This window comes from Streptomyces roseochromogenus subsp. oscitans DS 12.976 (assembly GCF_000497445.1).
Lineage (GTDB): Bacteria > Actinomycetota > Actinomycetes > Streptomycetales > Streptomycetaceae > Streptomyces > Streptomyces oscitans.
On sequence record NZ_CM002285.1, the window covers coordinates 1305048 to 1326813 of the forward strand.

The window sequence follows — 21766 nt, forward strand, 5'->3', positions numbered from 1 at the left end:
CCTCAGCCGTCCGTCGGTGCGGGCATGTTGTACGGCGTGACAACCTGGATCGCGGACGGCAGCGGCGGGCCGGCCGGGGGCAGCGCGCCGTGCGCCCGCATGACGAGATGGCAGGCCTCCCGCATGTCCTGGCGCAGATCGTGGTGGAGCACGGCGGACAGCCGGTGTTCGCGCAGCAGCCGGGTGTTGTCGTGGTCGAGGTCGTGGGCGATGAACACCGCGCAGGTGCGGCCGAGGTCGGCGAAGGCGCGCAGGGTGGCGTCGTTGCCGCCGCCGATGGAGTACACGGCGCGGATCTCCGGATCCCGTGCCAGGGCGGCGCGGACCAGGTCGTACTGGGTGGCGTCCAGGCCCTGTCCCTCGGCGATCTCCACCAGGGTCCGCTCGGGATGCCGGGCCCGCATCACGCTGCGGAAGCCCATCTCGCGCTCCTCCTCGTTGCGGAAGAAGCCGCTGCTGAGGCTGGTGAGGACGTTGCCGGGCCGGTCGCCGAGCCACTGGCCCATCAGATAGGCGGCGGTGGCGCCGGCGGCACGGTTGTCACTGCCGACGTAGCCGACCCGGCGGCTGGCGGGCAGGTCGGTGACCAGGGAGACGACCGGGATGCCGGCCGCGGTGAGCCGGCCCACGGCCGCGGTGACCTCGGGGACGTCCGGCGCCTTGAGGATCACGCCCTGGGAGCCGCGCCGGGCGATCCGGTCCAGCGTCCTGACCTGCTCGGCGGCCGGGCCGGTCTCGCGGAAGTGGAAGCGGGAGCGGACCACCGCCGGGTGCAGGGACGGCAGTTCGGCCTCCAGGGCGGCGCGTACGGCGGTCGAGAACCGCTCGGGCGCCTGCACCACGATGTCGACCATGAACGTACGGCCGACCAGCCGGACCTGTGTGCGCTGACGGTCGAGGTCGGCGATGGCCCGGCGCACCTCCTGCGCGGTGCTCTCGCGCACCCCTCCCCTGGCGTTCAGCACTCGGTCCACGGTGGCCTCGCTGAGACCCGCCTGACGTGCGATCTCCCGGATCGGGAACGGGTGGCCCATGGCCCGGCTCCTTGAGGGGTTTTTGATGGCCAGCTGCTGGTTGTTGGAGGGGTTTGTACTGACAAGAATGACAGGGCCGCATCGTTCCCGTGGCCGAGAGCCGCAATCGGGCGGACGCTCGTGATCGGCCGGAGGCCCCTGATCGGCCGGAGCCCGGGATCCAAGGCCCGAGGCCGCCAGGCCCTGACCGAGAGGACACCCATGTCCGTCGCTTCCGTGCCAGGCCGTGCCTCGCTGTCCGAGCAGGACTGCGACCTCGGCACCTTCCGCGCCCTGATCGACCGGACGACACACCTGGCGGACTATCCGCACGCCGCGTCCGTGGCGGAGAACGTCCTGGTGTACGAGGGTGAGCGGCTGCGTACCGCCGAGGACCGGGACGCGCAGCGGGCCGAGCTCGTGCGGGCGCTCGCCGACGGCCCGGGGATCGTCGTGGTGCGGGGCGCCTTCGCCGACCCGTCCGTCGTCGACCGGGTCACCGCGGTGTTCGAGGCGCTGATCGCCGAGCAGCGGGCCTCGGGGGCGGCCGCGGGCGATCACTTCGCAAAGCCGGGCGCCAACGACCGGGTGTGGAACGCGCTGGAGAAGACGGCCCTGTACGACCCGGAGGCGTTCGCCGACTACTACGCGAACGACATCCTGGCCCTGGTCTCGGCCGCCTGGCTGGGCCCCGGCTACCAGGTGACCTCGCAGGTCAACGTGGTCAACCCGGGCGGCGCCGGCCAGAGCGCGCACCGGGACTACCACCTCGGCTTCCTGAGCAACGCGACCGCGGCCGCCTACCCCGCCCATGTGCACCGCCTCTCCCCGGTGCTCACGCTGCAGGGCGCGGTCGCCCACTGCGACATGCCGGTGGCGTCGGGCCCGACGCTGTATCTGCCGTACTCGCAGCGCTACGAGCCGGGGTATCTGGCCTGGCGACTGCCGGAGTTCCAGGCGTACTTCGAGGCGCGCCACGTACAACTCCCGCTCGCCAAGGGCGACGCGGCCTTCTTCAACCCGGCGCTCTTCCACGCCGCCGGCACCAACCGCACGGCGGACGTGCGGCGCACGGCCAATCTGCTCCAGGTGTCCTCCGCCTTCGGACGCGCGATGGAGACGGTGGACCGGGAAGCCGTGGCGAACGCGGTGTTCCCGGTGCTGCTGCGCCGCGCGGCCGAGGGTGCCGGCGAGGAGTGGCTGGAGAACGTGATCGCGGCGAGCGCCGAGGGCTACCCCTTCCCGACCAACCTCGACAGCGACCCGCCGGTCGACGGTCTGGCCCCGCCCGCGCAGGCGGACGTGGTGCGGCGGGCGGTGCGCGAGGAGTGGTCCCCGCAGCGGCTCCGTGCCGAGCTGCGGGCAGGTACGGAACGGCGAGCGAGCTGAGGAAGGTCAGGGCAGTGGGATTTCTCGACGGACTTCTCCGGGACAAGATCGTCCTGGTCAACGGCGGCAGCCAGGGGGTCGGTGCCGCGATCGCGCGGGCCGCCGCCCGGGAAGGCGCCGTCGTGGCGGTCACCGGCCGCCGTACCGAACCCGGTGAGGCGCTGGTGGCCGAGCTGGCGGCGGCCGGGGGCAAGGCGATGTTCGTGCGTGCCGATCTGGCGGACGCCGAGCAGGCCAGGGCGGCGGTCGCCGAGGTGGTGGACGCCTACGGCCGGATCGACTGTCTGGTGAACTCGGCGGGGCTGACCTCGCGGGGCACACTGCTGGACACGACGCCGGACCTGTTCGACGCGCACATCGCGATCAACCTCAAGGGGCCGTTCTTCGCGATGCAGGCGGCGGTCGCCGACATGGTGGCGCGCAAGGCGCCTGGCACGATCGTCAACATCATCACCTCCTCGGCGCACGGCGGTCAGCCGTTCCTGGCGCCGTACGTCGCCGCCAAAGCGGGCCTCGCAGGTTTGACCCGCAACGCGGCGCACGCGCACCGCTGGGACCGGATCCGGATCAACGGCCTGAACATCGGCTGGACCGCGACGGAGGGCGAGGACGCCACACAGCGCGCCTTCCACGGCGCCGGCGACGACTGGCGGGAGCAGGCCGCGGCGCGGCTGCCGATGGGAAAGCTGGGCCAACCGGACGAGATCGCCGACTTCGTGGTGTTCCTGCTGTCCGATCGCTCCGGTGTGGTGACCGGGTCGGTGATCGACTGGGACCAGAACGTGCTCGGCGGCCTCGACTGAACCTCCCTCTCCTGAACCTTCCTCTCCGCTCGTCCCCGTAAGAAATGCAAGGAGCCTCATCCCCATGCGCATCGGAATCCTCGGCCTCGGCCGCATCGGCGCCTTCCATGCCGAGACCCTCTCCGGCCTCGACGCCGTCGAGTCACTCGTTGTCACCGACCCGTTCGCGGACGCGGCCAAGGCCGCCGCCGATCGGTTCGGGGCCGAGGTCGTGGACTCGCCGGAGGCGCTGCTGGCCGCCGGTGTGGACGGCATCGTGGTGGCGGCCGCGACCGACGCCCACCCCGCCCTGATCCTGGCCGGCGTCGAGGCCGGCGTCCCGGTCTTCTGCGAGAAGCCCGTCGCGAAGACGATGAGCGAGGGCGTCGAGGTGCTCAAGGCCGTCCGGGGCAGCGACGTGCCGATCCAGATCGGCTACAACCGCCGGTTCGACGCGGGATTCACCGCCGCGCGCGCCGCCGTCCGGGCGGGCGAGCTGGGCAAGCTGCACACGGTCCGCTCCACGACCCTGGACCCGGCGCCGCCGCCGGCCGCGTATGTCGCGGCGTCCGGTGGCATCTTCCGCGACTGCTCCGTGCACGACTTCGACATCATCCGCTGGGTGACCGGCCGTGAGGTCACCGAGGTGTACGCGGTCGGCGGCAACCGGGGCGCCGACTACATCAAGGAGGCGGGCGACGCCGACACCACCGGCGCGATCCTCACCCTGGACGACGGCACCATCGCGGTGGTCTCCAACTCCCGCCACAACGCACGTGGTTACGACGTCCGCATGGAGTTGCACGGCTTCACGGACTCGATCGCGGTCGGCCTGGACGACAAGCTGCCGCTGCGCTCGGTCGAACCCGGGGTGACCTTCCCGGCCGGCACCCCGCACGACTTCTTCATGGACCGCTTCACCGACGCCTACCGTGCCGAACTCACCGCGTTCACCGAGGTCGTGGCCGGCGCCCGCCCCTCCCCCTGCACGATCGAGGACGCCCTGGAGGCAGGCTGGATCGCCGAGGCCTGCACCCTGTCCCTGCATGAGCACCGACCGGTGACGCTGGCGGAGGTCCGCCAGGCCTGACCCCGCGCCTCCGTCGACGGGCTGGACGGCGCCGTGAGCCTCATCGGTTACGGCGCCGTCCCACTCGGTGCGGCTCAGAGGCAGTAACGCACCAGCCACTCGTCCGGGTTGTAGGCGTCCCGCGCCGGGTCCGGCACCGTCACCGGCTTGGTCTCGACCGTGTCCTCGGGGCGTATCCGCTCGGGCAGCGAGCCGAAGCGGGTGCGGCGCGGGACCGCCGCGTCGGTGGCCTCCTGGGGCGTCTTCCCGGATTCCGTGCGCTGTGTCATCTCGTCCTCCCGTCTGCGCGGGCGTCCCCCGTCGTCCTGCTCAACGCCCACATGACCCGGTTGGTTCCCGGCCGTCCCCCGCCCGAATCCATTGCCGTACCGCAGGAACCGGCCGGCCGGGCATGCCGAGGGCCGGTCCCCGCAGACGCAGGAACCGGCCCATGCGGCGCGCGGAATCCTCAAGCCCCGCAGGAGCGCAGGAACCGTCGGGTGCGGACCGCGATCGGCAGGGGCTTGTCCGGCTCGCACGGGTACATGTCCTGCTCCACGATCGCGAACAGGTCCACGCCGAGCCGCTGCGCCGCTTCCATCACCGGCCCCAACACCGGTACCCCTGAGGGCGGTTCGCACATCACACCGCGGGCCACGGCGGGCCCGAACGGAGTTCCCTCGGCCTGCACCTCGGCGAGGATCTCCGGGTCCACCTGCTTGAGATGGAGATAGCCGATGCGCTCGCCGTAGGTCTCGATGAGCTTGACGCTGTCCCCGCCGCAGTAGGCGTAGTGCCCGGTGTCCAGGCAGAGGTTGACCAGATCCGTGTCGGTCGAGTCCAGGAAGCGTTCGACGTGCTCCTCGGTGTCGATGTGCGTGTCGGCGTGCGGGTGTACGACGATGTCCAGGCCGTATGTCTCCTTGACCTCGTGACCGAGCCGCTCCATGCCCTTGGTCAGGTGCGCCCACTGCTCGGCGGTCAGCTCCGGCGGCTCCAGGATCTCGGCGGTTTTGTCGTCCCGCCAGAAGGAGGGGATGACCACCAGATGCCGTGCCCCCATCGCCTCGGTGAGCGCGGCGACCTGGCTGACATGGGCCCAGGTCTCCTCCCACACGGACGGGCCGCGGTGCATGCCGGTGAAGACGGTGCCCGCCGAGACCTTCAGGTTCCGCCGGGCCACCTCGTCCCTGAGGCGCGCGGGGTCGGTGGGGAGGTAGCCGTAGGGGCCGAGTTCGATCCACTCGTAGCCCGCTTCGGAGACCTCGTCGAGGAAGCGTTCCCAGGGCACCTGCCGCGGGTCGTCGGGGAACCAGACGCCCCAGGAGTCGGGGGCCGAGCCGACCCGGATACGGTCCAGCGGGGTGGGGGTGGCCATGGTCAGGGGGTTCCTTCCGGGGAGGGTGCGACGGGTGGGGTGAGGTCGCTCTCTTCGGGGAGTTCGTCGGTGTCGACGCCGCGTACCTGGGCCAGTTCGTGTTTGAGGGCGGCGAGTTCGGCACCGCCGGCCATGTGGTTGGTCAGCTCCTCCAGGCTGACCTCGGCGCGGGACGCGGACAGTTCGAGGGTGCCCAGGCGCAGGACGCTGAAGTGGTCGCCGACCATGTAGGCGTGGTGGGGGTTGTGGGTGATGAAGATGACGCCCAGGCCGCGGTCGCGGGCGGCGGCGATGTATTTGAGGACGACGCCGGACTGCTTCACGCCGAGGGCGGCGGTGGGCTCGTCCAGGATGAGGACGCGGGCGCCGAAGTAGACGGCGCGGGCGATGGCGACGCATTGGCGCTGGCCGCCGGAGAGGGTGCCGATGGGCTGTTCGAGGTCGTCCAGGACGATGCCCATGTTGCGCAGTTCCTGATCGGCGGTGGCCTTCATGCGGGCGATGTCCAGGCGGCGGACGGGCCAGGGCCCCTTGGTCATTTCCGAGCCGAGGAAGAAGTTGCGCCACACCGGCATCAACGGCACCGTCGCCAGGTCCTGGTAGACGGTGGCGATGCCGCGGTCCAGGGCCTCGCGCGGGGTGGTGAAGCGTACCGGCTCCTCGTCGACGAGGAATTCGCCCTCGGTGTGCTGGTGCAGGCCGGAGATGATTTTGATGAGGGTGGATTTGCCGGCGCCGTTGTCGCCGAGGACGCAGGTGACCTGGCCGGGACGGACGGTCAGGTCGACGCCGTGCAGGGCGCGGATGTTGCCGTAGGACTTGCCCGCGCCGCGCAGTTCGACCAGCGGGCCGTCCTGCTGGGGTGCGGCGTCCTGGAGGACGGCGCCGTGGGTTCCGGTTCCGTTGTCAGTCATGGCGTTACCTCCGGGTCGCGGTGCGCTGGACCCACTGGTTGATCAGGACGGCGCCGAGGAGCATCACGCCGAGGAAGGCCTTGAACCAGTCAGGGTTCCAGCCGGCGTAGACGATGCCCTGGTTGACCATGCCGAACATGAACGCGCCGAAGACGGAACCGATCGCCGAGCCGGAGCCGCCGGTGAGCAGACAGCCGCCGATCACCGCCGCCGCGATGTAGATCAGCTCGTTGCTCACTCCCTCGCCGGACTGCACGGTGTTGAAGGAGAACAGGTTGTGCATGCCGACGAACCAGGCACCGAGACCGACCAGCATGAACAGCGAGATCTTGGTGAACGTCACGGGCACACCCACTGCCCGCGCCGACTCCTTGTTCCCGCCGACCGCGAAGATCCAGTTCCCGTACTTCGTGCGCAGCAGCACCCAGGTCGCCAGCGCGGCGAAGACCAGCCACCACACGACCGTGATCTTCACCTGCACCCCGCCCACGTCGAACGACGACGCGAAGATCTTCTTCGCCTGGGCGAAGCCGTCCATGTCGCTGATGTCGTCGGTGGCGACATTGCCGGTGACCAGCTTGGTCACGGCCAGGTTCACACCCTGCAGGATCAGGAACGTGCCCAGCGTGATCAGGAAGCTGGGCAGCCCGGTCTTCACCACCAGCCAGCCGTTGAAGAACCCGATGGCGAGCGAGACGACCAGGGCGACGATCACGCCGGTCCACACGTTCAGGGTCAGCTGGTAGCTGAGCATGCTCGCGGTCAGCGCCGAGGAGATCACCGCGACACCGGACGACAGGTCGAACTCGCCGCCGATCATCAACAGGGCTACCGGCAGCGCCATGATCCCGATCGTCGACGACTGGTACAGGATCGTCGCCATCGAACTGCCCTGACGCACCGCGGGCGCGGCGATCAGGAAGAAGACCAGTACGGCGGCCGCGCCGAGGAAGACACCCACCTCGGGGCGGGCCAGCAGCCGTAGCGCCAGCGGGCGCCGCGCGGTACGGCCGTCGCTCTCCTTCGGGCCGGACGCCGGCGGCCTGCCGAGGGCCGGCTCAGCCTGCTGCGCCATGCTCATCACCGGGTCCCCTTCGCGGCGAACTCGGCCACCTTGTCGACGTTGGACTTGTCGACGAAGGCCGGACCGGTCAGCACCGGCTGTACCCCGCCACCGCTGTAGTTGCCGTTGTACTTGTAGAGCCACAAGGCGTCGACCGCCAGGTAGCCCTGCAGATAGGGCTGCTGGTCGACGGCGAACTCGATCGAGCCGTTCTGGACTGCCTTCACCAGGTCTTTGTTCAGGTCGAAGGTGGCCACCTTCGCCTTGCTGCCCGCGTCGCCCACCGACTGCACGGCGGTCAGCGCGAACGGCGCGCCGAGGGTGACGACCGTGTCGATGGACGAGTCCTGCTTCAGCTTCGCCGTGATCGTCGACCGCACGGACGGCATGTCCGTGCCGTTCACATACAGCGTCTCAGTCGTGCCCTTGAACGTCTTCTGCACACCGTCGCAGCGCTGGGTGAGGCCCACATTGCCCTGCTCCTGGATGACACAGACGATCTTCTTGGCGCCGGTGGTGTTCAGCTTGTCGCCGAAGGCCTCGCCCGCCACGCTCTCGTCCTGCCCGAAGAACTCCAGCATTCCGAGCTTCTTCCAGTCGCTCAGTCCCGAGTTCAGGCCCACCACGGGGATGCCGGACTGCTCCGCCTTGCCGATGACGCCCTTCATCGCGTCCGGCTTGGCCAGGGTGACCGCGATCCCGTCGACCTTCTGGTCGACCGCGTTCTGCACCAGGTTCGCCTGGTTGCCGGCGTTCGGGTCGGCGGAGTAGACAAGCTTGATGTTGTCCTTGGCCGCGGCGGCCTCGGCACCCTTGCGGACGGTGTCCCAGAAGGTGTCACCGGGTGCCTGGTGGGTGACCAGCGCGACGGTCATGCGCGGGGTGTTGGCCTTGCCCGCCGAGGCGTTCTGTGCCGCCTCCTCGGCCTTCTTGCCGCCGTGGGCGCTGGCGCACCCCGCCAGTGTCAGGGCGGCCGCGGCGGCGACGGCCACTATCGGGGCCAGTCTCCGGGAGCGGGAGGGAGAAGAGCGGTCCATCTTTCCAGCACCTCACTGTGCGTGCGACGGGGGGAAGGGACGCTGTTGCGTTGGGACGGGATACAAGTCCTTGGCGAGCCCGCTGTCAATACTTTGTTAAGACATCATTTCACAAGCAGGTCCGAATGTAAGTACAAACCATTGACACCTTCACCTTCCCGGACCTACACCTGAGAGGCATGAGCCCAGTACACCGCACCGAGCAGCGAACGGCACCGGGTGATCGCGCGCTCGACTCGCTCACCTTCACCCTGGACCGCACGAGCCCGGTGCCGCTGTACTACCAGCTCGCCCAGCAGTTGGAGGCGGCCATCGAACACGGCACGCTGACCCCGGGCAACCTGCTGGGCAACGAGGTCGACCTCTCCGTACGGCTCGGCCTGTCCCGGCCCACCGTGCGCCAGGCGATCCAGTCCCTCGTCGACAAGGGGCTGCTGGTGCGCCGCCGCGGGGTGGGCACGCAGGTCGTGCACAGCAAGGTCAGACGGCCACTGGAACTCAGCAGCCTCTACGACGACCTGGAGTCGGCCGGACAGGCCCCGACCACCCGGGTGCTGCGCAACGAACGGATCCCGGCACCCCCGGAGGCGGCCGCGGCCCTCGCCCTCGCGGAGGGCGCCGAGGTCACCGTGCTGGAGCGGCTGCGCCGCACCCATGGCCGGCCGGTGGCGTTCCTGTGCAACTATCTGCCGGCCGGCCTGCTCGAACTCCCCACGGAGCGACTGGAGTCGACAGGCCTGTACCACATGATGCGGTCCGCCGGGATCGTCCTGCACAGCGCCCGCCAGTCGATCGGCGCCCGCAGCGCGACGGCCGAGGAGGGCGCCCTGCTGGACGAGAAGGCGGGCGCGGCCCTGCTCACCATGCGGCGCACCGCGTACGACGTCACGGGCCGGCCGGTGGAGTACGGCAGCCATGTGTACCGGGCCTCGCGGTACACCTTCGACTTCCAGCTGCTCGTCAGAACCTGAACCGCCGATCAGCAGGACCTGAGCCCCCTGGGCCGAACCCGAGCCGCTGGTCAGAACCGGAAGCGGAATCACCCGTGTTCACACAGCCCCCACGGCCGCCCGTGCCGTGGCGGCCGCCGGCTCCGCGCTCCGGCGAACTCGCAGGTAACGATGACGATTACGTTTCGGGCAAGAGACAGTCGAGTGGAGGCCGAGCTATTGACGCATGAGCGGACTTGGGGCTGTTATTACGCCACGATGTTCGGTCGAGTTGGTTTCTGAGCGGTTTCGACAACCTTTCGGTGATCAACTCATCCCCTTGACCGAGCCCTGTTTTCCTCAGGAGCCGCCATGCGCCTCTCCCCCTCCGGTGTTTCCGTCCCCGGTCCCAGCCGTCGCTCGCTGCTGCGCGGAGCGGGCGGTGCCGCCCTGCTCGCCGGTGCCGGTGTCCCCTTGCTGTCCGCCTGCGGAGGCAGCGGTTCCTCCTCCGACCCGAAGACCGTCACGCTCGGCTCCAACGCCTCGGACGCCGTGCCGAAGAAAGCCTTCGCGGCGGTGTACGCGGACTTCAAGAAGCAGTCCGGCATCACCGTCGATGTGAACACCAAGGACCACAACACCTTCCAGGAGCAGATCAACTCGTATCTGCAGGGCACGCCGGACGACGTGTTCAACTGGTTCGCCGGATACCGCATGCAGTTCTTCGCGGCGAAGAAGCTGGCCACACCGATCGACGACGTGTGGCAGAAGATCGGGGACAATTTCCCGGACGCGATGAAGAAGCTCAGCAAGGGCGAGGACGGCAAGTACTACTTCGTGCCGGTGACGACGTATCCCTGGGCGATCTTCTACCGCAAGAGCGTCTTCCAGCAGCACGGCTACAAGATCCCCGCCACCTGGGACGAGCTGGTCGCCCTGTGCAAGCAGATGCAGAAGGACAACCTGGTCCCGATCGCCTTCGGCGACAAGGACGCCTGGCCGGCGATGGGCACCTTCGACCAGATCAACTTCCGCCTCAACGGCTATGACTTCCACGTGCAGTTGATGGCGGGCAAGGCCTCCTGGACCGACGCCAAGGTGAAGGCCGTCTTCGACCACTGGGCCGAGCTGCTCCCCTACCACCAGGACGGCTTCATGGGCCGTACCTGGGAGGACGCCGCACAGACGCTGGTGTCGAAGAAGGCCGGCATGTACCTCCTCGGCTCCTTCGTGGCCCAGCAGTTCACCAACAAGGCCGACCTGGACGACCTTGACTTCTTCCCCTTCCCGGAGATCAACTCCGCGTACGGCCAGGAAACGGTCGAGGCGCCGACCGACGGCTTCATGGTCAGCAAGGCCCCGAAGAACCACGCCGGTGTCGTCAAGCTGCTGGAATACCTGGGCAGCCCGGCGGCCGAGGAGATATACCTCAAGACCGACCCGAGCGTGGTCGCCGCCTCCGACAAGGCCAGCACCTCGGCGTACTCGGCGCTGCAGAAGAAGGCGTTCGAGATGATCGGCAGCGCCAAGAGCCTCACCCAGTTCATGGACCGCGACTCCCGGCCCGACTTCACCTCCACGGTGATGCAGCCGGGCCTGCAGAAGTTCCTGCAGAACCCCAAGGGCGTGGACAGCCTGTTGTCGTCCATCGAGCGCCAGAAGAAGACGATCTTCGCGTCCGAGTGAGCGACCCGATGACGACCGATACGACGACGCAGCCCCCGGAGACGGCCGCGGTGCCGCCTCCGGGCGCCTCGCCTGCGCGCACGCGGGCCACGCACAGCCACCGCCGCCTGCTGACCCGCCGCGACCGGATCACGCTCGCCCTGATGGCGGGCGTGCCGACGATCCTGCACGTGGCCCTCGTCTGGGTCACCGCCATCGCCTCGATCTTCCTCGCCTTCACCACCTGGGACGGCATCGGGTTCGACTCGATCAAGTGGGTGGGCCTGGACAACTTCAAGCAACTCTTCAACGACAACCCGCAGTTCTGGCCGGCCGTCCAGCACAACGTGATCTGGTTCGTGGTGCTGATCCTGATCCCGACGCCGTTCGGCCTGTTCCTGGCCGTGCAGCTGGACAAGCGGATCCGCTTCAGCCGGGTCTACCAGACCGCATTCTTCCTGCCCGTCGTCATCTCGATGGCCTGCATCGGCTTCGTCTGGCAGCTGGTCTACAACCCGGACACCGGCCTGATCAACAGCATCATCGGCGCCAACAAGCCCGGCCACTACATCGACTGGATCGGCGACCCGCATCTGAACCTATGGGCGATCCTGATCGCCGCGTCCTGGCGGCACACCGGCTACATGATGATCCTCTACCTGGCCGGTCTGAAGAGCGTCGACCCGTCGCTCAGGGAGGCCGCCGCGCTGGACGGCGCGAACGAGTGGCAGACGTTCAAGAGCGTCATCTTCCCCACCCTGCGCCCGACCAACACGGTCGTCCTGGTCGTCACCATCATCGAGGCGCTGCGCGCCTTCGACCTGGTCTTCGTCTTCAACAAGGGCGCCCAGGGCACGGAGTTGCTGTCGATCCTCGTCACCAACAACATCATCGGCGAGTCCAGCCGCATCGGTTACGGCTCCGCGATCGCCGTGGTCCTGCTGGTGATCTCCCTAGCGGTGATCATCCCCTATCTGATCGCCACCTTCCGGAAGGAGCGGCGCGCGTGAGCAGCACCACCCTGCCCCTGAAGCGGCGCGCCCCGATCCGCCCGGCCCGCGTGCTGCTGCACGTCTTCCTCGCGGGCACGGCTCTGGCCTGGCTGGCCCCGCTCCTCTGGGCGATCTTCTCGGCGCTACGGCCGTACAGCGAGACAAGCACGAAGGGCTATGTCTCCTGGCCGGACAAGCTGACGTTCGAGAACTTCACGAACGCGTTCAAGCAGTCGGACATGCTGCACTACTTCGGCAACACGCTGATCATCGCGGTGCCGGCCGTGCTGCTGACCCTGTTCCTGTCCTCCTGTGTGGCGTTCTACGTCAGCCGCTTCGACTTCCGCCTCAACCTGGCCCTGCTGCTGGTCTTCACCGCCGGCAATCTGCTGCCGCAGCAGGTCATCATCACCCCGCTGTACCGGCTGTACCTGCTGACGAACCTGCCGGGCATCACGGCGAGCGGCAAGCTGTACGACTCCGCGCTCGGCCTGGTCCTCATCCATGTGGCGTTCCAGTCCGGGTTCTGCGCGTTCGTGCTGAGCAACTACATGCGCTCGCTGCCGCACGAGCTGACGGAGGCGGCGCTGGTCGACGGAGCCTCGGTGTGGCGGCTGTACTGGCAGATCACACTGCCGCTGTGCAAGCCGGCGATGGCGGCCCTGGCGACCCTGCTGTCGATCTGGATCTACAACGACTTCTTCTGGGCCCTCGTCCTGATCTCGACCGGTCAGAACATGCCGATCACCTCGGCCCTGAACAACCTCTCCGGCCAGTACTTCACCGACCCCAACCTGGTGGCGGCAGGCTCCCTCCTGACGGCCATCCCCACGCTGGTCGTCTACTTCGCGCTCCAGCGCCAGTTCGTCAGCGGCCTGACCCTCGGCTCCAACAAGGGCTGACTGCCAGGACACCGGTTCACGCGGCCGGCACGTACAACGACGTACAACGGGTGGAGGTATCACACGGCCGAGGGGGCCGTACCGGAACAGTCCGGTACGGCCCCCTCGGCCACGCTGTGTTGCGTCGCCGAAGTCGATGACCTGAATCAGCCGGGGATTGCCGCGAGGTCCTCTCTCAGCTGCGCGAGGGTGAAGCCGTCGGGGTCGGCGCGATTGGCATCGGTCCACTGACCGCTGAGGACTGCGTAGGCCTCGTCACAGTAGGTCTGGAAGAACTGCCAGGTCATGGGCTGGAGCTTCCCCCAGGTGACGCAGATCAGCTGTGTCGGGGTGTACCCGATGACGGGCACGCAGTGGCCACCCCAACTGTTGGGTTGCCCCGGTCCCACCGGTCCTCCCGGGGGGACCATCCAGACGGTTTGCCCTTGGGCGCTGTAGGGCAGTTGCATCCCGATGAACGCGGCGCCAAACAGTTCGATGGTGTTTCGCACATGCTCGGTGTTGCCCGGCTCGCAGGCAGCGAAGCCGAAGATGGTGTTGCCCCCGATTCCCTTTTTGCGCCAGAAGTTTAGCGCGTCGAGCATGTTGGTGCCCCGGTCTGTTGAGGGGTCCCCCGCCTGAAACCCTGTGAGGTCGGTGTAGGCGCCCAGCGCTTCTTCCTTGGTGGGCTCGAACTCTTCAGGCCCTTCATAGGCTGACCAGTTCTGCTCCATGTGGAGCGCAGCGGCTTCTACGCAGTCACCGTATTTGTCATTGCCCAGCATCTGCCAGTCGATGACCTTGTCGGTCCAGTTCTTCGCCGTAGGGGCCGGGGGCAGTGTGGGATGGAGGTACTGCGCGAAGTTGAGCGTTCGCCTGTCCACCCTGGCGGGTGCCTTGCCGAGCTTGCCCATGACGGGCTGGCCGTTACGAGGTGCCATGGTTCTCCTTCTGCGCCCTGTTCTGCCCATGTAGGCGATGGGTATTTCCTCTGTCATATGCCTGACACTCACTTCGCGCTACCGGCGGGCTATGGGGCTTGACCTGAATGGGTGACTTCTCTCCTCCCGGCACGACGCAGACCAACGACCAGGGGTAACGAGCTGACCGAAGCCGCGCTGTTCGACACCCTGATCGTGCACTTCGCCCTCCAGGGCCAGTTCGTCAACGGCCTGACGCTCGGCTCCAACAAGGGCTGAGCAACCGAGGACCTGCCGCGGTATCGACCGGTGAGTGCATGCGCGGGGTGACCGGTGGCCGGTGGCTATGGTGGTTGCCACCGGTCACGACTTGTTCCACGTCAGGCTGACTGTCAGCTGAGCCGAGGCTCCGGCCGCCGTGATGACCGCGCCCGCCTGGGCGTTCAGCTCGACGCCGAACTCCACGACGAGGACGTCGGGCCGCTGCACGAAGTCCTCCACCTGCGCGGTCAGGCCATAAGCCACCGCCCGCACGGCACGCATCACGGACTCGAACGTGCCCTCGGCCCTCTCGATCATCGCGTTGGTCGACGCACCCCGGGTGAGCACCGGGCTCGTTGCCTGCTCGTCGGAGACCCGGACGAGCACGGCGCCACCGTCATGTAGCGGGAACTCCATGATGGTCATACTCTATGAATTATCACGAATTGTCGGATAACGCCGGATAGTTGATGGTTCTCTTAAATTCCCGCGTGCGGGTGCCGAAGGCGAGGGTGGGTCGGCGGGCTTCGGCCGGACCGGATGCGGTGTCACCGACGAAGGAGGTGAGTGATGCCTCTCGCCGTCGAGATAGTTCTCATCGTCATCGGCGTTCTCCTGCTGGCGACCGCTCTGATAGGCAGCGGTATCTCGCGGCGCCTGATGACCATCCCAAAGATGCATCGGGTACCACGGGTCGCCCTGGCCGTTCTCGGGGTGTTGCTGGTGGCGGGCGGAATGTGGGGGCTTTCGACCGGGACGGCGAAGCACGCTCCCACACTGGCCGAACTCAGGGCACGTGTTCCGTCCGACGTCAAGCAGTCGATGGACTGCACGGAAGCCACCGAAGCCCCCAAGAATGCGGTGGAACTGGACTGCGGCACACAGAATGCCGTCCCGGACCATGTCTGGTACATCATGTTCCCCGACGTGAATTCCATGCAGCACTACTGGATGACACAGGCCGGCACCGTGAACCTCCAGGGAACCCAGTGCGTCAGCTTGAGCGACTACACGAAGGGGAGCAAGACGTCGTATTACCTCAGCGATCAGGCAATCACTGATGGCGACGACGCCTGCACTATGGACGGAAATTCACCCGTGATCGTATACACGGACCGGCGTTACAACATCGTCGTCATCGCCGAGGAATCGGATCCACAGAAGTTCTCCGAGTTCAACAACTGGATCGCGACCTCGCAACCAGCAGGGCCGAGAGACGCCACTCCCGCCACGCCCTCGCAGACCCCCGACGGGAGCTGACGGGCCCGAGGAGAGAAGGGCGCCATGGCGGAGGAGCTCGATTTTGTCCTCGAAGTGAGCGAGGCCCCCGGCGGCTACAGCGTCGAGGTCTCGTCGCCGTGCGGTGAAGACCGCGCCATCGCCGAAATCGACGCACCCGCGCTGTTGGAGCGCCTGCCGTCCCTGCAGGCGGCGGTCCTCGGGTCCGCCGCCCGGTCGCGGGGCGCGGGGACCGCGCTCGAGGCGCCGGCCAGACAGGTCGGCGGTATTCTGTACGACGCCGTGTTCCAGAACGCGATCAAGGCGCTCTACCTTTCCAGCAGGCAGAAGGCTCAGGAACACGGGCAAAGACTGCGCATGGTGCTGCGGGTCCGCTCACCGGAACTCGCCGCGCTGCCCTGGGAACTGCTGCACGACGCGAAGCTCGGCGGTTATCTGTGCCTGCACCACCCGATCATCCGGTACGTCGAGATCCTGGAACCGGTGTCGCCGCTGCGCGTGGTGCCGCCGCTGCGCATCCTCGGCATGGTGTCCCTTCCCGGCTCGCTGGGGGCGCTGGACGCGGAGGCCGAGCGGGAGAGCCTGAGCACCGCGCTCAAGCCGCTCGTCGACGAGAGGATGGTGCAGCTCGACTGGGTGCGCGGCCAGACCAAACAGGACCTCTTCGAGGCTCTGCTCAGCGGCTGCCACATCTTCCACTTCACAGGTCATGGAAAGTTCGACGAGGTCCGGCGCCAGGGAATGATCGTCTTCGCCGACGAGCACGGCCGGGAGGATCCGCTGCACGCCGAGGCACTCGGCTCGTTGATCAGCATCGCCGAGCCCGCACCGCGCCTGGTCGTCCTCAACAGCTGCGAGACGGGAACCTCCCACGCACAGGATCTCTTCTCCAGCACGGCAGCCGAGCTGGAGCACACGGTGCCCGCCGTGGTGGCCATGCAGTTCGCAGTGACCGACAAGGCCGCCGTGCTCTTCGCCAGGGCCTTCTACCAGGCCCTCGCGGCGAACCGCCCAGTCCACGAGGCCGTGCGCACGGGCCGTATCGCCTTGCGCGCCGACAAGGACGACAGCCTCGAGTGCTTCACCCCCGTGCTGTACCAGCGCAGTGGTGACGCCCGGCTCTTCGACCTCACCTCTCCACGCCCGTCCACTCCTCCGCAGACCGTGGTCCACGAGATCAATCAGCTGCAGTGGGAGGCCGAGCGCGCCAGGCACTCCGAGCAGGCTTCCGCTCCCGAACCCGAGCGATCGTCCTCTCAGCCGCTCCCGCCTCCCCGGACGATGCCCTCGCCGGGCGTCACGCCGCGCCCGGAGATCGACACCGGGCACTGGGTGGTCAGTCTGGCCGTCCATCCGCGCGGGCGACTGCTCGCCACCGGCGCCCGCAAGCTCGTGCGGGTCTGGGACGTGGTCACCGGCCGGCCGACGTGGGAGCGCCGGCTCGGCGGGTGGAGCACGATGGTGAACGCGATCGCCTTCAGCCCGGACGGCGGAAGACTGGCGGCCGGCAGCACGGACAATCTCGTCCGTGTCTGGGACATGGAGACCGGGTCCGTGACCGCCGAATTGACCCACGGCCACTTCGTCAACGCGGTGGATTTCGACGGCAGCGGGCGATATCTGGCCACAGGGAGTGCGGATGCGACGGCCTGTGTCTGGGATCTGAGCACAGGGAACCGGGTCCTGTCGGTGCGTCATGCCCGCGCGGTGAAGGACGTGAAGTTCAGTCCGGACGGGCGTCTGCTGCTCACGGCGTCCGAGGACAAGAAGGCGTACGTCTGGGACACGGGCACTGGCCGGCAGGCGGCACAGATACCGCACCAGGACTTCGTCCTCGGTGTCGCCTTCTCCCCGGACGGACGCATGATCGCCACGTGCAGCGAGGACCACAGCGCTCAGGTGAGGGAGACCCAGACGTGGACGCCGCTCTTCCATGTCGAGCACGGGAGCGGTCTGAGGGCGGTGGCGTTCCGGTGCGACAGCGGCATGATCGCCACCGGCGACGAGGACGGCATCGTGTGCGTGTGGCAGGCCGACACGGGGCTGGCTCTCCTCTCCCTCAAGCACAACCGCACGGTGAACGCCGTGGACTTCTATCCGGACGGCCGGTACCTGGCCAGCGCGGGTGAGGACAAGGTGGTACGCAGCACTCGGATTCCCGATGCCGACGGCTGACCGCCGGGGGATGGCGGAGGCGGTGTGGAGGACCGAAGTGTCAGTGGTGATCGCCGAGCCACGGCTGTCGGTGATTGCGGGGAATCCTGCACGCGGCGTTTCCTGGCATGGCAGGATTAACGTAAGCAGCATCGTGGAATCAGAGGTCGGGGAGGACCTGGCGGCGAGGCGGCAGAGTTCGATCATTGAGGGGTGAGGATGACGGATTCAGAGAATCACATTGAAGCCGACTCCTCCATATATGGTCCGGCTATCCAGTTCCGCGACATTATCGGCGACATCACAATAAATCACAACTTGCCCACTGGCGATCCCGCTTCCTCTGCGGCTCCAGCGAATCCCATTAGCGCCGCTTCGCTGGCTTCCGGCGCCAGTGTCAATGCCGGACGCGTTTCACCCCTAAGAACGATCCTGATCCACAGGCCAGTGCCCCACGTGGTCTCATTCAGTCGGGATAACGCGACCCTCACCGCCAAGACCTACAAAACTCTGCGCGCATGGAATGTCACAGACGGCGCCCCGGTGATGGACGTAAAGTATTCCAAAGAGATCAGGCACTTCTCTTTTTCGTGTGATGCCCAGTTCTATGCCGTCGTCCTGGGTTTGGGGTCGAAGGTCAAGGTGGTGAGGGTCTCGGACGGGGAAGAGGTATGCACGTTGGAAGCCCGAGGGTTTGTGAACGACGTGCAATTCAGCACGAGGAGCAACGTGCTGGCTGTCGCGGACGACGGAATATTGCTGTGGAGCCCGGCATGGGGTGAGAAACGGCTTGTCGAGGCCGACGGCATGCTGTCCGTTCGGAAGCTCTTCTTCAGTTCGGACGGAAGCGTGCTTGCCGCTGTCGGGCCGGGCCGAGTCGTTCAGTTGTGGAGCACCTTCAACTGGAAGCTCATTCGCAAAATGAGCGGATTCAACAAGAGGGCCAGTCAGGTCGCTCTGAGCGGTGACGGACGCCTCATTGCCACATACGGCGGCCTGCGGGGTGATGTATTGATATCGGAATCCCGATCCGGCGCTTCTGTGTGCCGTATCTCCGGTGCAGCCGGGGGCCGCCTCTTTGATGAAGTCCTGTACATGCAATTCAGTCCGGATGGTCGCATCTTGATTACCATCGGTACACAGGGTGGTCTGATGCGGGTTTGGGACGCCAAGACAGGGGAAAGGTTGCGCAGTTGTGGCGAAGTACCCAAAGGATACTGCGCAAGTGTGCCGCTACCCAGTTTTTCTCAGTATTCGGGAATGTTTGCGAGCCTTGAAGGTGATCGCGTGGTGAGGTTGTGGGATCCGGCGCGGGGGAAAATGCTGCAGGAATTGAAGGCGGCGGGCCGGGTGGAGAGCGTTAAATTCAGCCCGGATGGGCGTTTGTTGGCTACCGCCGGGGACGACAACACCGTCCGCATGTGGACGTGTGCCGTGTAGGTACTCATGCCGCCATTCAAGTGGGTGCACGCTGTGTCGTGCTCCTCATGCTGATCGCCGAGCGGCCTGCCGAGGTCTGTGGTGCCCGCTGGGATGAGGATGTCGATTTGACCGGCTCACTCTACGACGCCCGTCACACGCGCCTGTCCTGGATGGCCGACAACGGCGTACCTGACACGGTGGTGTCAGTTATCAGACAGTCTTGGCCTATCTGGTGCCGAGCCACGCCCTGGACTGCGACACTCTGTGACTGCGGCGGGCAGTCCGTCGTACAGATGGTCTCGGGGGTGTACGGGTGGCAGGGCGTCCTGGTCAGTACTATCGGGCCGGTCACTGGGTGAACCGGTCAACGGGCAAGGGGAAGTCGGCGAAGAAGTCAGCCACGGGCATCATCGTGGTCGGACTTCTCATAGTGGGTGCTTGGCTGGGACTCTTCTCTCAGGGTTCGAACGCCCAGGGGACGACGCCTCAACATTCGTCGACGGTCTCGCCTTCTCCGAGCCGCTGATTCAAGGCATCTCACCGGCTGCCTGGCTTCTTCCTGATCAATCTCGTCCGCCAGCTTCGGCGCGCGGACGGGACGGGTACTCGGCTGGGAGTGGGGCGAGCTGATTCGGACAGAAGCAGCCGCTGCCAGGCTGCGTGCCATGCGTCGACCTCCTCTTGTGGAAGACCGCAGGCCTCCAGGTAGATACCTGTCGTCTTCCACGACCTGGGCATGGTTGTCCGATTGAGCAGCGCACTGATGGTTCCGGGCGACACGGGCGGCGTGGCTCGCTGACTCACTTCCCGGATCGTGTGACCGCTCACTGCCCTGACGACGGCCAGTGCTTCGATGAAGGCTCGGGGTGTATGGCAGTCAGCCGGGTCGGGCCACAGTGCCTCGGTGGCACGCTGTGCCCGGGCCGCAGCAGCAGGATCGAAGGCAATGTTGTCCGCCAAGATGATCCGCCCTGCGGTGTTGCGCGCGCGTCTTTGCGGAATGGGTCGTCCACGCGCGGCAAGTTCGCGTCTGAGGTGCTGGTAGATGACATCCAGGTCCAACTCGCGAACTGGAACAGGGATGCCTTCGTGGACGAGGCGCAGGAGTTCTCCGGTGAACGCTGTGTGGGTTTCGCCCGGTGGGGCCAGGGCCAAGCCATTCTCCGGCGATGCCGCGAGTAGGTAGCTCCCGTCAACCTCCGCCTGGTCGGCCAGCAGATCCTGCCCGCTCATCGTTCCGAGGGCTCGTCCGCTCATGCAGCAATCAAGGATGATCACATGCCGCTGGGCTCGTGAATCCATGAGGACTTCGCGGAGTGCCTGGTACGGGACTCCCGTGTGGCTGCGGCCCTGGACCGAGCCTGGTAGACCGAGGAAGAGCTCACCCCGGCCGTCGAGAAGGCCGTGACCCGCGAAGTACACCAGGAGCGTGTCCTCGGCGTCATCGGCCGCGCGGCTTATCGGGTCGAGCAGGTCATGGGAGGTACCCGGTTCGGCCACGACCGTGCAGTACTGGGGGGTCAACTGCCACGAGAGCGGACTCATCAGGACAGCCGCAAGATCCCTGAGATTGTTCGCCACGGCCGGCAGAGACTCAAGCTTCGAGTAGCGGCTGACGCCCGCGAGAACGGCCCGCGAGAGAGCTGGGTCAGGCAGTGCGCTCATGACGGGGAAGAGGTCTCGTCCGCTTGCTCCAATGCGTTCACCAGCCGACGAACCTCTTCCTCCGTCGCCTCGGTCAGACTGATCTCTACGTCGCCACGTCTGATGATGATCTTCGGAGGCCGTGGGCGGGTCTGCCGCCAGGTCACGAGGGAGAGGGCAAAAGATGCCGCACTCCACCCGTTACTGGTGATCAGTCCAAGGCTGTCGATGAGACCACCCATGGATCCGGGTGCCGCAGCCTGTGTGTGCAACGAGACCGTAGCCGTTCGTCGAACGGCTGGCTCCTGACGCAACCACCCGTCCAGCGACCGAAGCTCTTCCTCCTGACCCTCGCTCTCGATCCGAATCGCAATGTGCATTCGTCCCCCTGACCGTGGTCGCGATGAACCTGACACAGCGGCATCCTGCCCTCTGGGCGGAGCAGACCACCTTCGCAATCGGACACTTTGGCTGATGTCTTACGGTGATGGCCGATCACCGCCAGGGCTTGTGACCACATGTGACACGAGAGTCCAGAACATGATCAAGGGCCCCACCTCACTGATGTGAGGCAGAGCCCTTTGACCTGCGACTACGAAGCAAAGCTTCCGTCGGGACGACAGGATTTGAACCTGCGACCCCTTGACCCCCAGTCAAGTGCGCTACCAAGCTGCGCCACGTCCCGATGCGCTCACTCGCGGTGACCCGCGTGATCGCGCGAACAGCACTTTACCCCACGCTCGGGGGTGGGCCGAAGAGGGCCCGGGGTGCGCGGGGGACAATCGGCGGTATGACCAACACCGACGCATCGGATGCCAGGGACCGCGACGCGGACGGGCGGGCTCGCAGCGCTCGACCCCGGGACGGACTCGGGCGGCCGCTGCCGTACGGCGCGGAGGGCGTCGCCCGGCAGCCGGAGGGGGTCAAGCGGACGCCCGACGAGACGGTCACCGAGGCGCAGGGGCTGCTGGACGCGGGGAAGCCGTTCCACGCGCACCGAGGTGTTCGAGGACG

21 protein-coding genes, 1 tRNA gene and 1 pseudogene are annotated in these 21766 nt (G+C 67.0%); 12 read left to right on the top strand and 11 right to left on the bottom strand.

The window, feature by feature from the left end:
- Nucleotides 1–2: 2 nt before the first annotated feature.
- Nucleotides 3–1034: a LacI family DNA-binding transcriptional regulator gene (locus tag M878_RS55880; RefSeq protein WP_023545227.1), complete on the bottom strand. Its 1032-nt coding sequence runs from the start codon at nucleotides 1032–1034 to the stop codon at nucleotides 3–5.
- A gap of 201 nt (nucleotides 1035–1235) precedes the next feature.
- On the opposite strand from M878_RS55880, the gene M878_RS55885 reads away from it, so the two are divergent.
- The 3 genes from M878_RS55885 to M878_RS55895 all read left to right on the top strand — a co-directional run bounded on the left by M878_RS55885 (nucleotide 1236) and on the right by M878_RS55895 (nucleotide 4274).
- Nucleotides 1236–2402, top strand: coding sequence for a phytanoyl-CoA dioxygenase family protein (locus tag M878_RS55885; RefSeq protein WP_023545228.1), 1167 nt, complete (start codon nucleotides 1236–1238; stop codon nucleotides 2400–2402).
- A gap of 14 nt (nucleotides 2403–2416) precedes the next feature.
- Nucleotides 2417–3205 (top strand): SDR family oxidoreductase, encoded by a 789-nt coding sequence (locus M878_RS55890; RefSeq protein WP_023545229.1) that lies wholly within the window; start codon nucleotides 2417–2419, stop codon nucleotides 3203–3205.
- A gap of 64 nt (nucleotides 3206–3269) precedes the next feature.
- The gene (locus M878_RS55895; protein ID WP_023545230.1) at nucleotides 3270–4274 is read left to right on the top strand and encodes a Gfo/Idh/MocA family protein; all 1005 of its coding nucleotides are present in this window, start codon (nucleotides 3270–3272) and stop codon (nucleotides 4272–4274) included.
- A 74-nt stretch (nucleotides 4275–4348) separates the two neighbouring features.
- Here the strand turns inward: M878_RS55895 and M878_RS55900 are convergent, their stop codons facing one another.
- From M878_RS55900 to M878_RS55920, 5 genes are all read right to left on the bottom strand, one after another.
- Nucleotides 4349–4543: a hypothetical protein gene (locus tag M878_RS55900; protein WP_023545231.1), complete on the bottom strand. Its 195-nt coding sequence runs from the start codon at nucleotides 4541–4543 to the stop codon at nucleotides 4349–4351.
- 179 nt (nucleotides 4544–4722) lie between these two features.
- Nucleotides 4723–5631, bottom strand: coding sequence for a sugar phosphate isomerase/epimerase family protein (locus tag M878_RS55905; protein ID WP_023545232.1), 909 nt, complete (start codon nucleotides 5629–5631; stop codon nucleotides 4723–4725).
- A gap of 2 nt (nucleotides 5632–5633) precedes the next feature.
- Nucleotides 5634–6545 (bottom strand): ATP-binding cassette domain-containing protein, encoded by a 912-nt coding sequence (locus M878_RS55910; RefSeq protein ID WP_023545233.1) that lies wholly within the window; start codon nucleotides 6543–6545, stop codon nucleotides 5634–5636.
- A gap of 4 nt (nucleotides 6546–6549) precedes the next feature.
- Complete coding sequence (locus M878_RS55915; RefSeq protein ID WP_023545234.1) at nucleotides 6550–7626, bottom strand: ABC transporter permease; 1077 nt, start codon at nucleotides 7624–7626, stop codon at nucleotides 6550–6552.
- Nucleotides 7626–8645 carry a substrate-binding domain-containing protein gene (locus tag M878_RS55920; protein ID WP_031224249.1) on the bottom strand — a complete coding sequence of 340 codons (1020 nt, stop codon included), beginning with the start codon at nucleotides 8643–8645 and terminating at the stop codon, nucleotides 7626–7628. Before M878_RS55920 ends, M878_RS55915 begins: the two co-directional genes overlap by 1 nt.
- Nucleotides 8646–8824: 179 nt before the next feature.
- On the opposite strand from M878_RS55920, the gene M878_RS55925 reads away from it, so the two are divergent.
- The 4 genes from M878_RS55925 to M878_RS55940 all read left to right on the top strand — a co-directional run bounded on the left by M878_RS55925 (nucleotide 8825) and on the right by M878_RS55940 (nucleotide 13133).
- Nucleotides 8825–9616, top strand: coding sequence for a GntR family transcriptional regulator (locus tag M878_RS55925; protein WP_023545236.1), 792 nt, complete (start codon nucleotides 8825–8827; stop codon nucleotides 9614–9616).
- A gap of 330 nt (nucleotides 9617–9946) precedes the next feature.
- Nucleotides 9947–11260 (top strand): ABC transporter substrate-binding protein, encoded by a 1314-nt coding sequence (locus M878_RS55930; RefSeq protein WP_023545237.1) that lies wholly within the window; start codon nucleotides 9947–9949, stop codon nucleotides 11258–11260.
- 8 nt (nucleotides 11261–11268) lie between these two features.
- Nucleotides 11269–12249 (top strand): carbohydrate ABC transporter permease, encoded by a 981-nt coding sequence (locus M878_RS55935; RefSeq protein ID WP_023545238.1) that lies wholly within the window; start codon nucleotides 11269–11271, stop codon nucleotides 12247–12249.
- Nucleotides 12246–13133: a carbohydrate ABC transporter permease gene (locus M878_RS55940; RefSeq protein ID WP_023545239.1), complete on the top strand. Its 888-nt coding sequence runs from the start codon at nucleotides 12246–12248 to the stop codon at nucleotides 13131–13133. The genes M878_RS55935 and M878_RS55940 overlap by 4 nt, the downstream gene beginning before the upstream one ends.
- A 146-nt stretch (nucleotides 13134–13279) precedes the next feature.
- On the opposite strand, the gene M878_RS55945 is transcribed toward M878_RS55940, so the two are convergent.
- A complete protein-coding gene (locus M878_RS55945; protein ID WP_158692649.1) occupies nucleotides 13280–14053 on the bottom strand; it encodes a hypothetical protein in 774 nt (257 codons plus the stop codon).
- A gap of 111 nt (nucleotides 14054–14164) precedes the next feature.
- On the opposite strand from M878_RS55945, the gene M878_RS97340 reads away from it, so the two are divergent.
- Nucleotides 14165–14311, top strand: a complete 147-nt coding sequence (locus M878_RS97340; RefSeq protein ID WP_023545241.1) for a hypothetical protein — start codon at nucleotides 14165–14167, stop codon at nucleotides 14309–14311.
- A gap of 84 nt (nucleotides 14312–14395) precedes the next feature.
- On the opposite strand, the gene M878_RS55950 is transcribed toward M878_RS97340, so the two are convergent.
- A complete protein-coding gene (locus M878_RS55950) occupies nucleotides 14396–14719 on the bottom strand; it encodes a CU044_2847 family protein (RefSeq protein WP_023545242.1) in 324 nt (107 codons plus the stop codon).
- 144 nt (nucleotides 14720–14863) lie between these two features.
- On the opposite strand from M878_RS55950, the gene M878_RS55955 reads away from it, so the two are divergent.
- The 3 genes from M878_RS55955 to M878_RS55965 all read left to right on the top strand — a co-directional run bounded on the left by M878_RS55955 (nucleotide 14864) and on the right by M878_RS55965 (nucleotide 19126).
- Nucleotides 14864–15553: a hypothetical protein gene (locus tag M878_RS55955; protein WP_023545243.1), complete on the top strand. Its 690-nt coding sequence runs from the start codon at nucleotides 14864–14866 to the stop codon at nucleotides 15551–15553.
- A 24-nt stretch (nucleotides 15554–15577) separates the two neighbouring features.
- Nucleotides 15578–17707 carry a CHAT domain-containing WD40 repeat protein gene (locus M878_RS92125; RefSeq protein WP_023545244.1) on the top strand — a complete coding sequence of 710 codons (2130 nt, stop codon included), beginning with the start codon at nucleotides 15578–15580 and terminating at the stop codon, nucleotides 17705–17707.
- Nucleotides 17708–17905: 198 nt separating this feature from the next.
- A complete protein-coding gene (locus tag M878_RS55965; RefSeq protein WP_078630201.1) occupies nucleotides 17906–19126 on the top strand; it encodes a WD40 repeat domain-containing protein in 1221 nt (406 codons plus the stop codon).
- 519 nt (nucleotides 19127–19645) lie between these two features.
- Here the strand turns inward: M878_RS55965 and M878_RS93725 are convergent.
- The 3 genes from M878_RS93725 to M878_RS55975 all read right to left on the bottom strand — a co-directional run bounded on the left by M878_RS93725 (nucleotide 19646) and on the right by M878_RS55975 (nucleotide 21437).
- Entirely contained in the window at nucleotides 19646–20773 is a 1128-nt protein-coding gene (locus M878_RS93725; RefSeq protein WP_078630202.1) for a caspase family protein, read from the bottom strand.
- A complete protein-coding gene (locus tag M878_RS99540) occupies nucleotides 20770–21132 on the bottom strand; it encodes an effector-associated constant component EACC1 (RefSeq protein WP_078630203.1) in 363 nt (120 codons plus the stop codon). The genes M878_RS93725 and M878_RS99540 overlap by 4 nt, the downstream gene beginning before the upstream one ends.
- Nucleotides 21133–21363: 231 nt before the next feature.
- A tRNA-Pro gene (locus tag M878_RS55975) sits at nucleotides 21364–21437 on the bottom strand.
- 105 nt (nucleotides 21438–21542) lie between these two features.
- Between M878_RS55975 and M878_RS55980 the strand changes: the two are divergent.
- Nucleotides 21543–21766, top strand: a pseudogene (locus M878_RS55980) (DUF309 domain-containing protein); the annotation flags it as partial.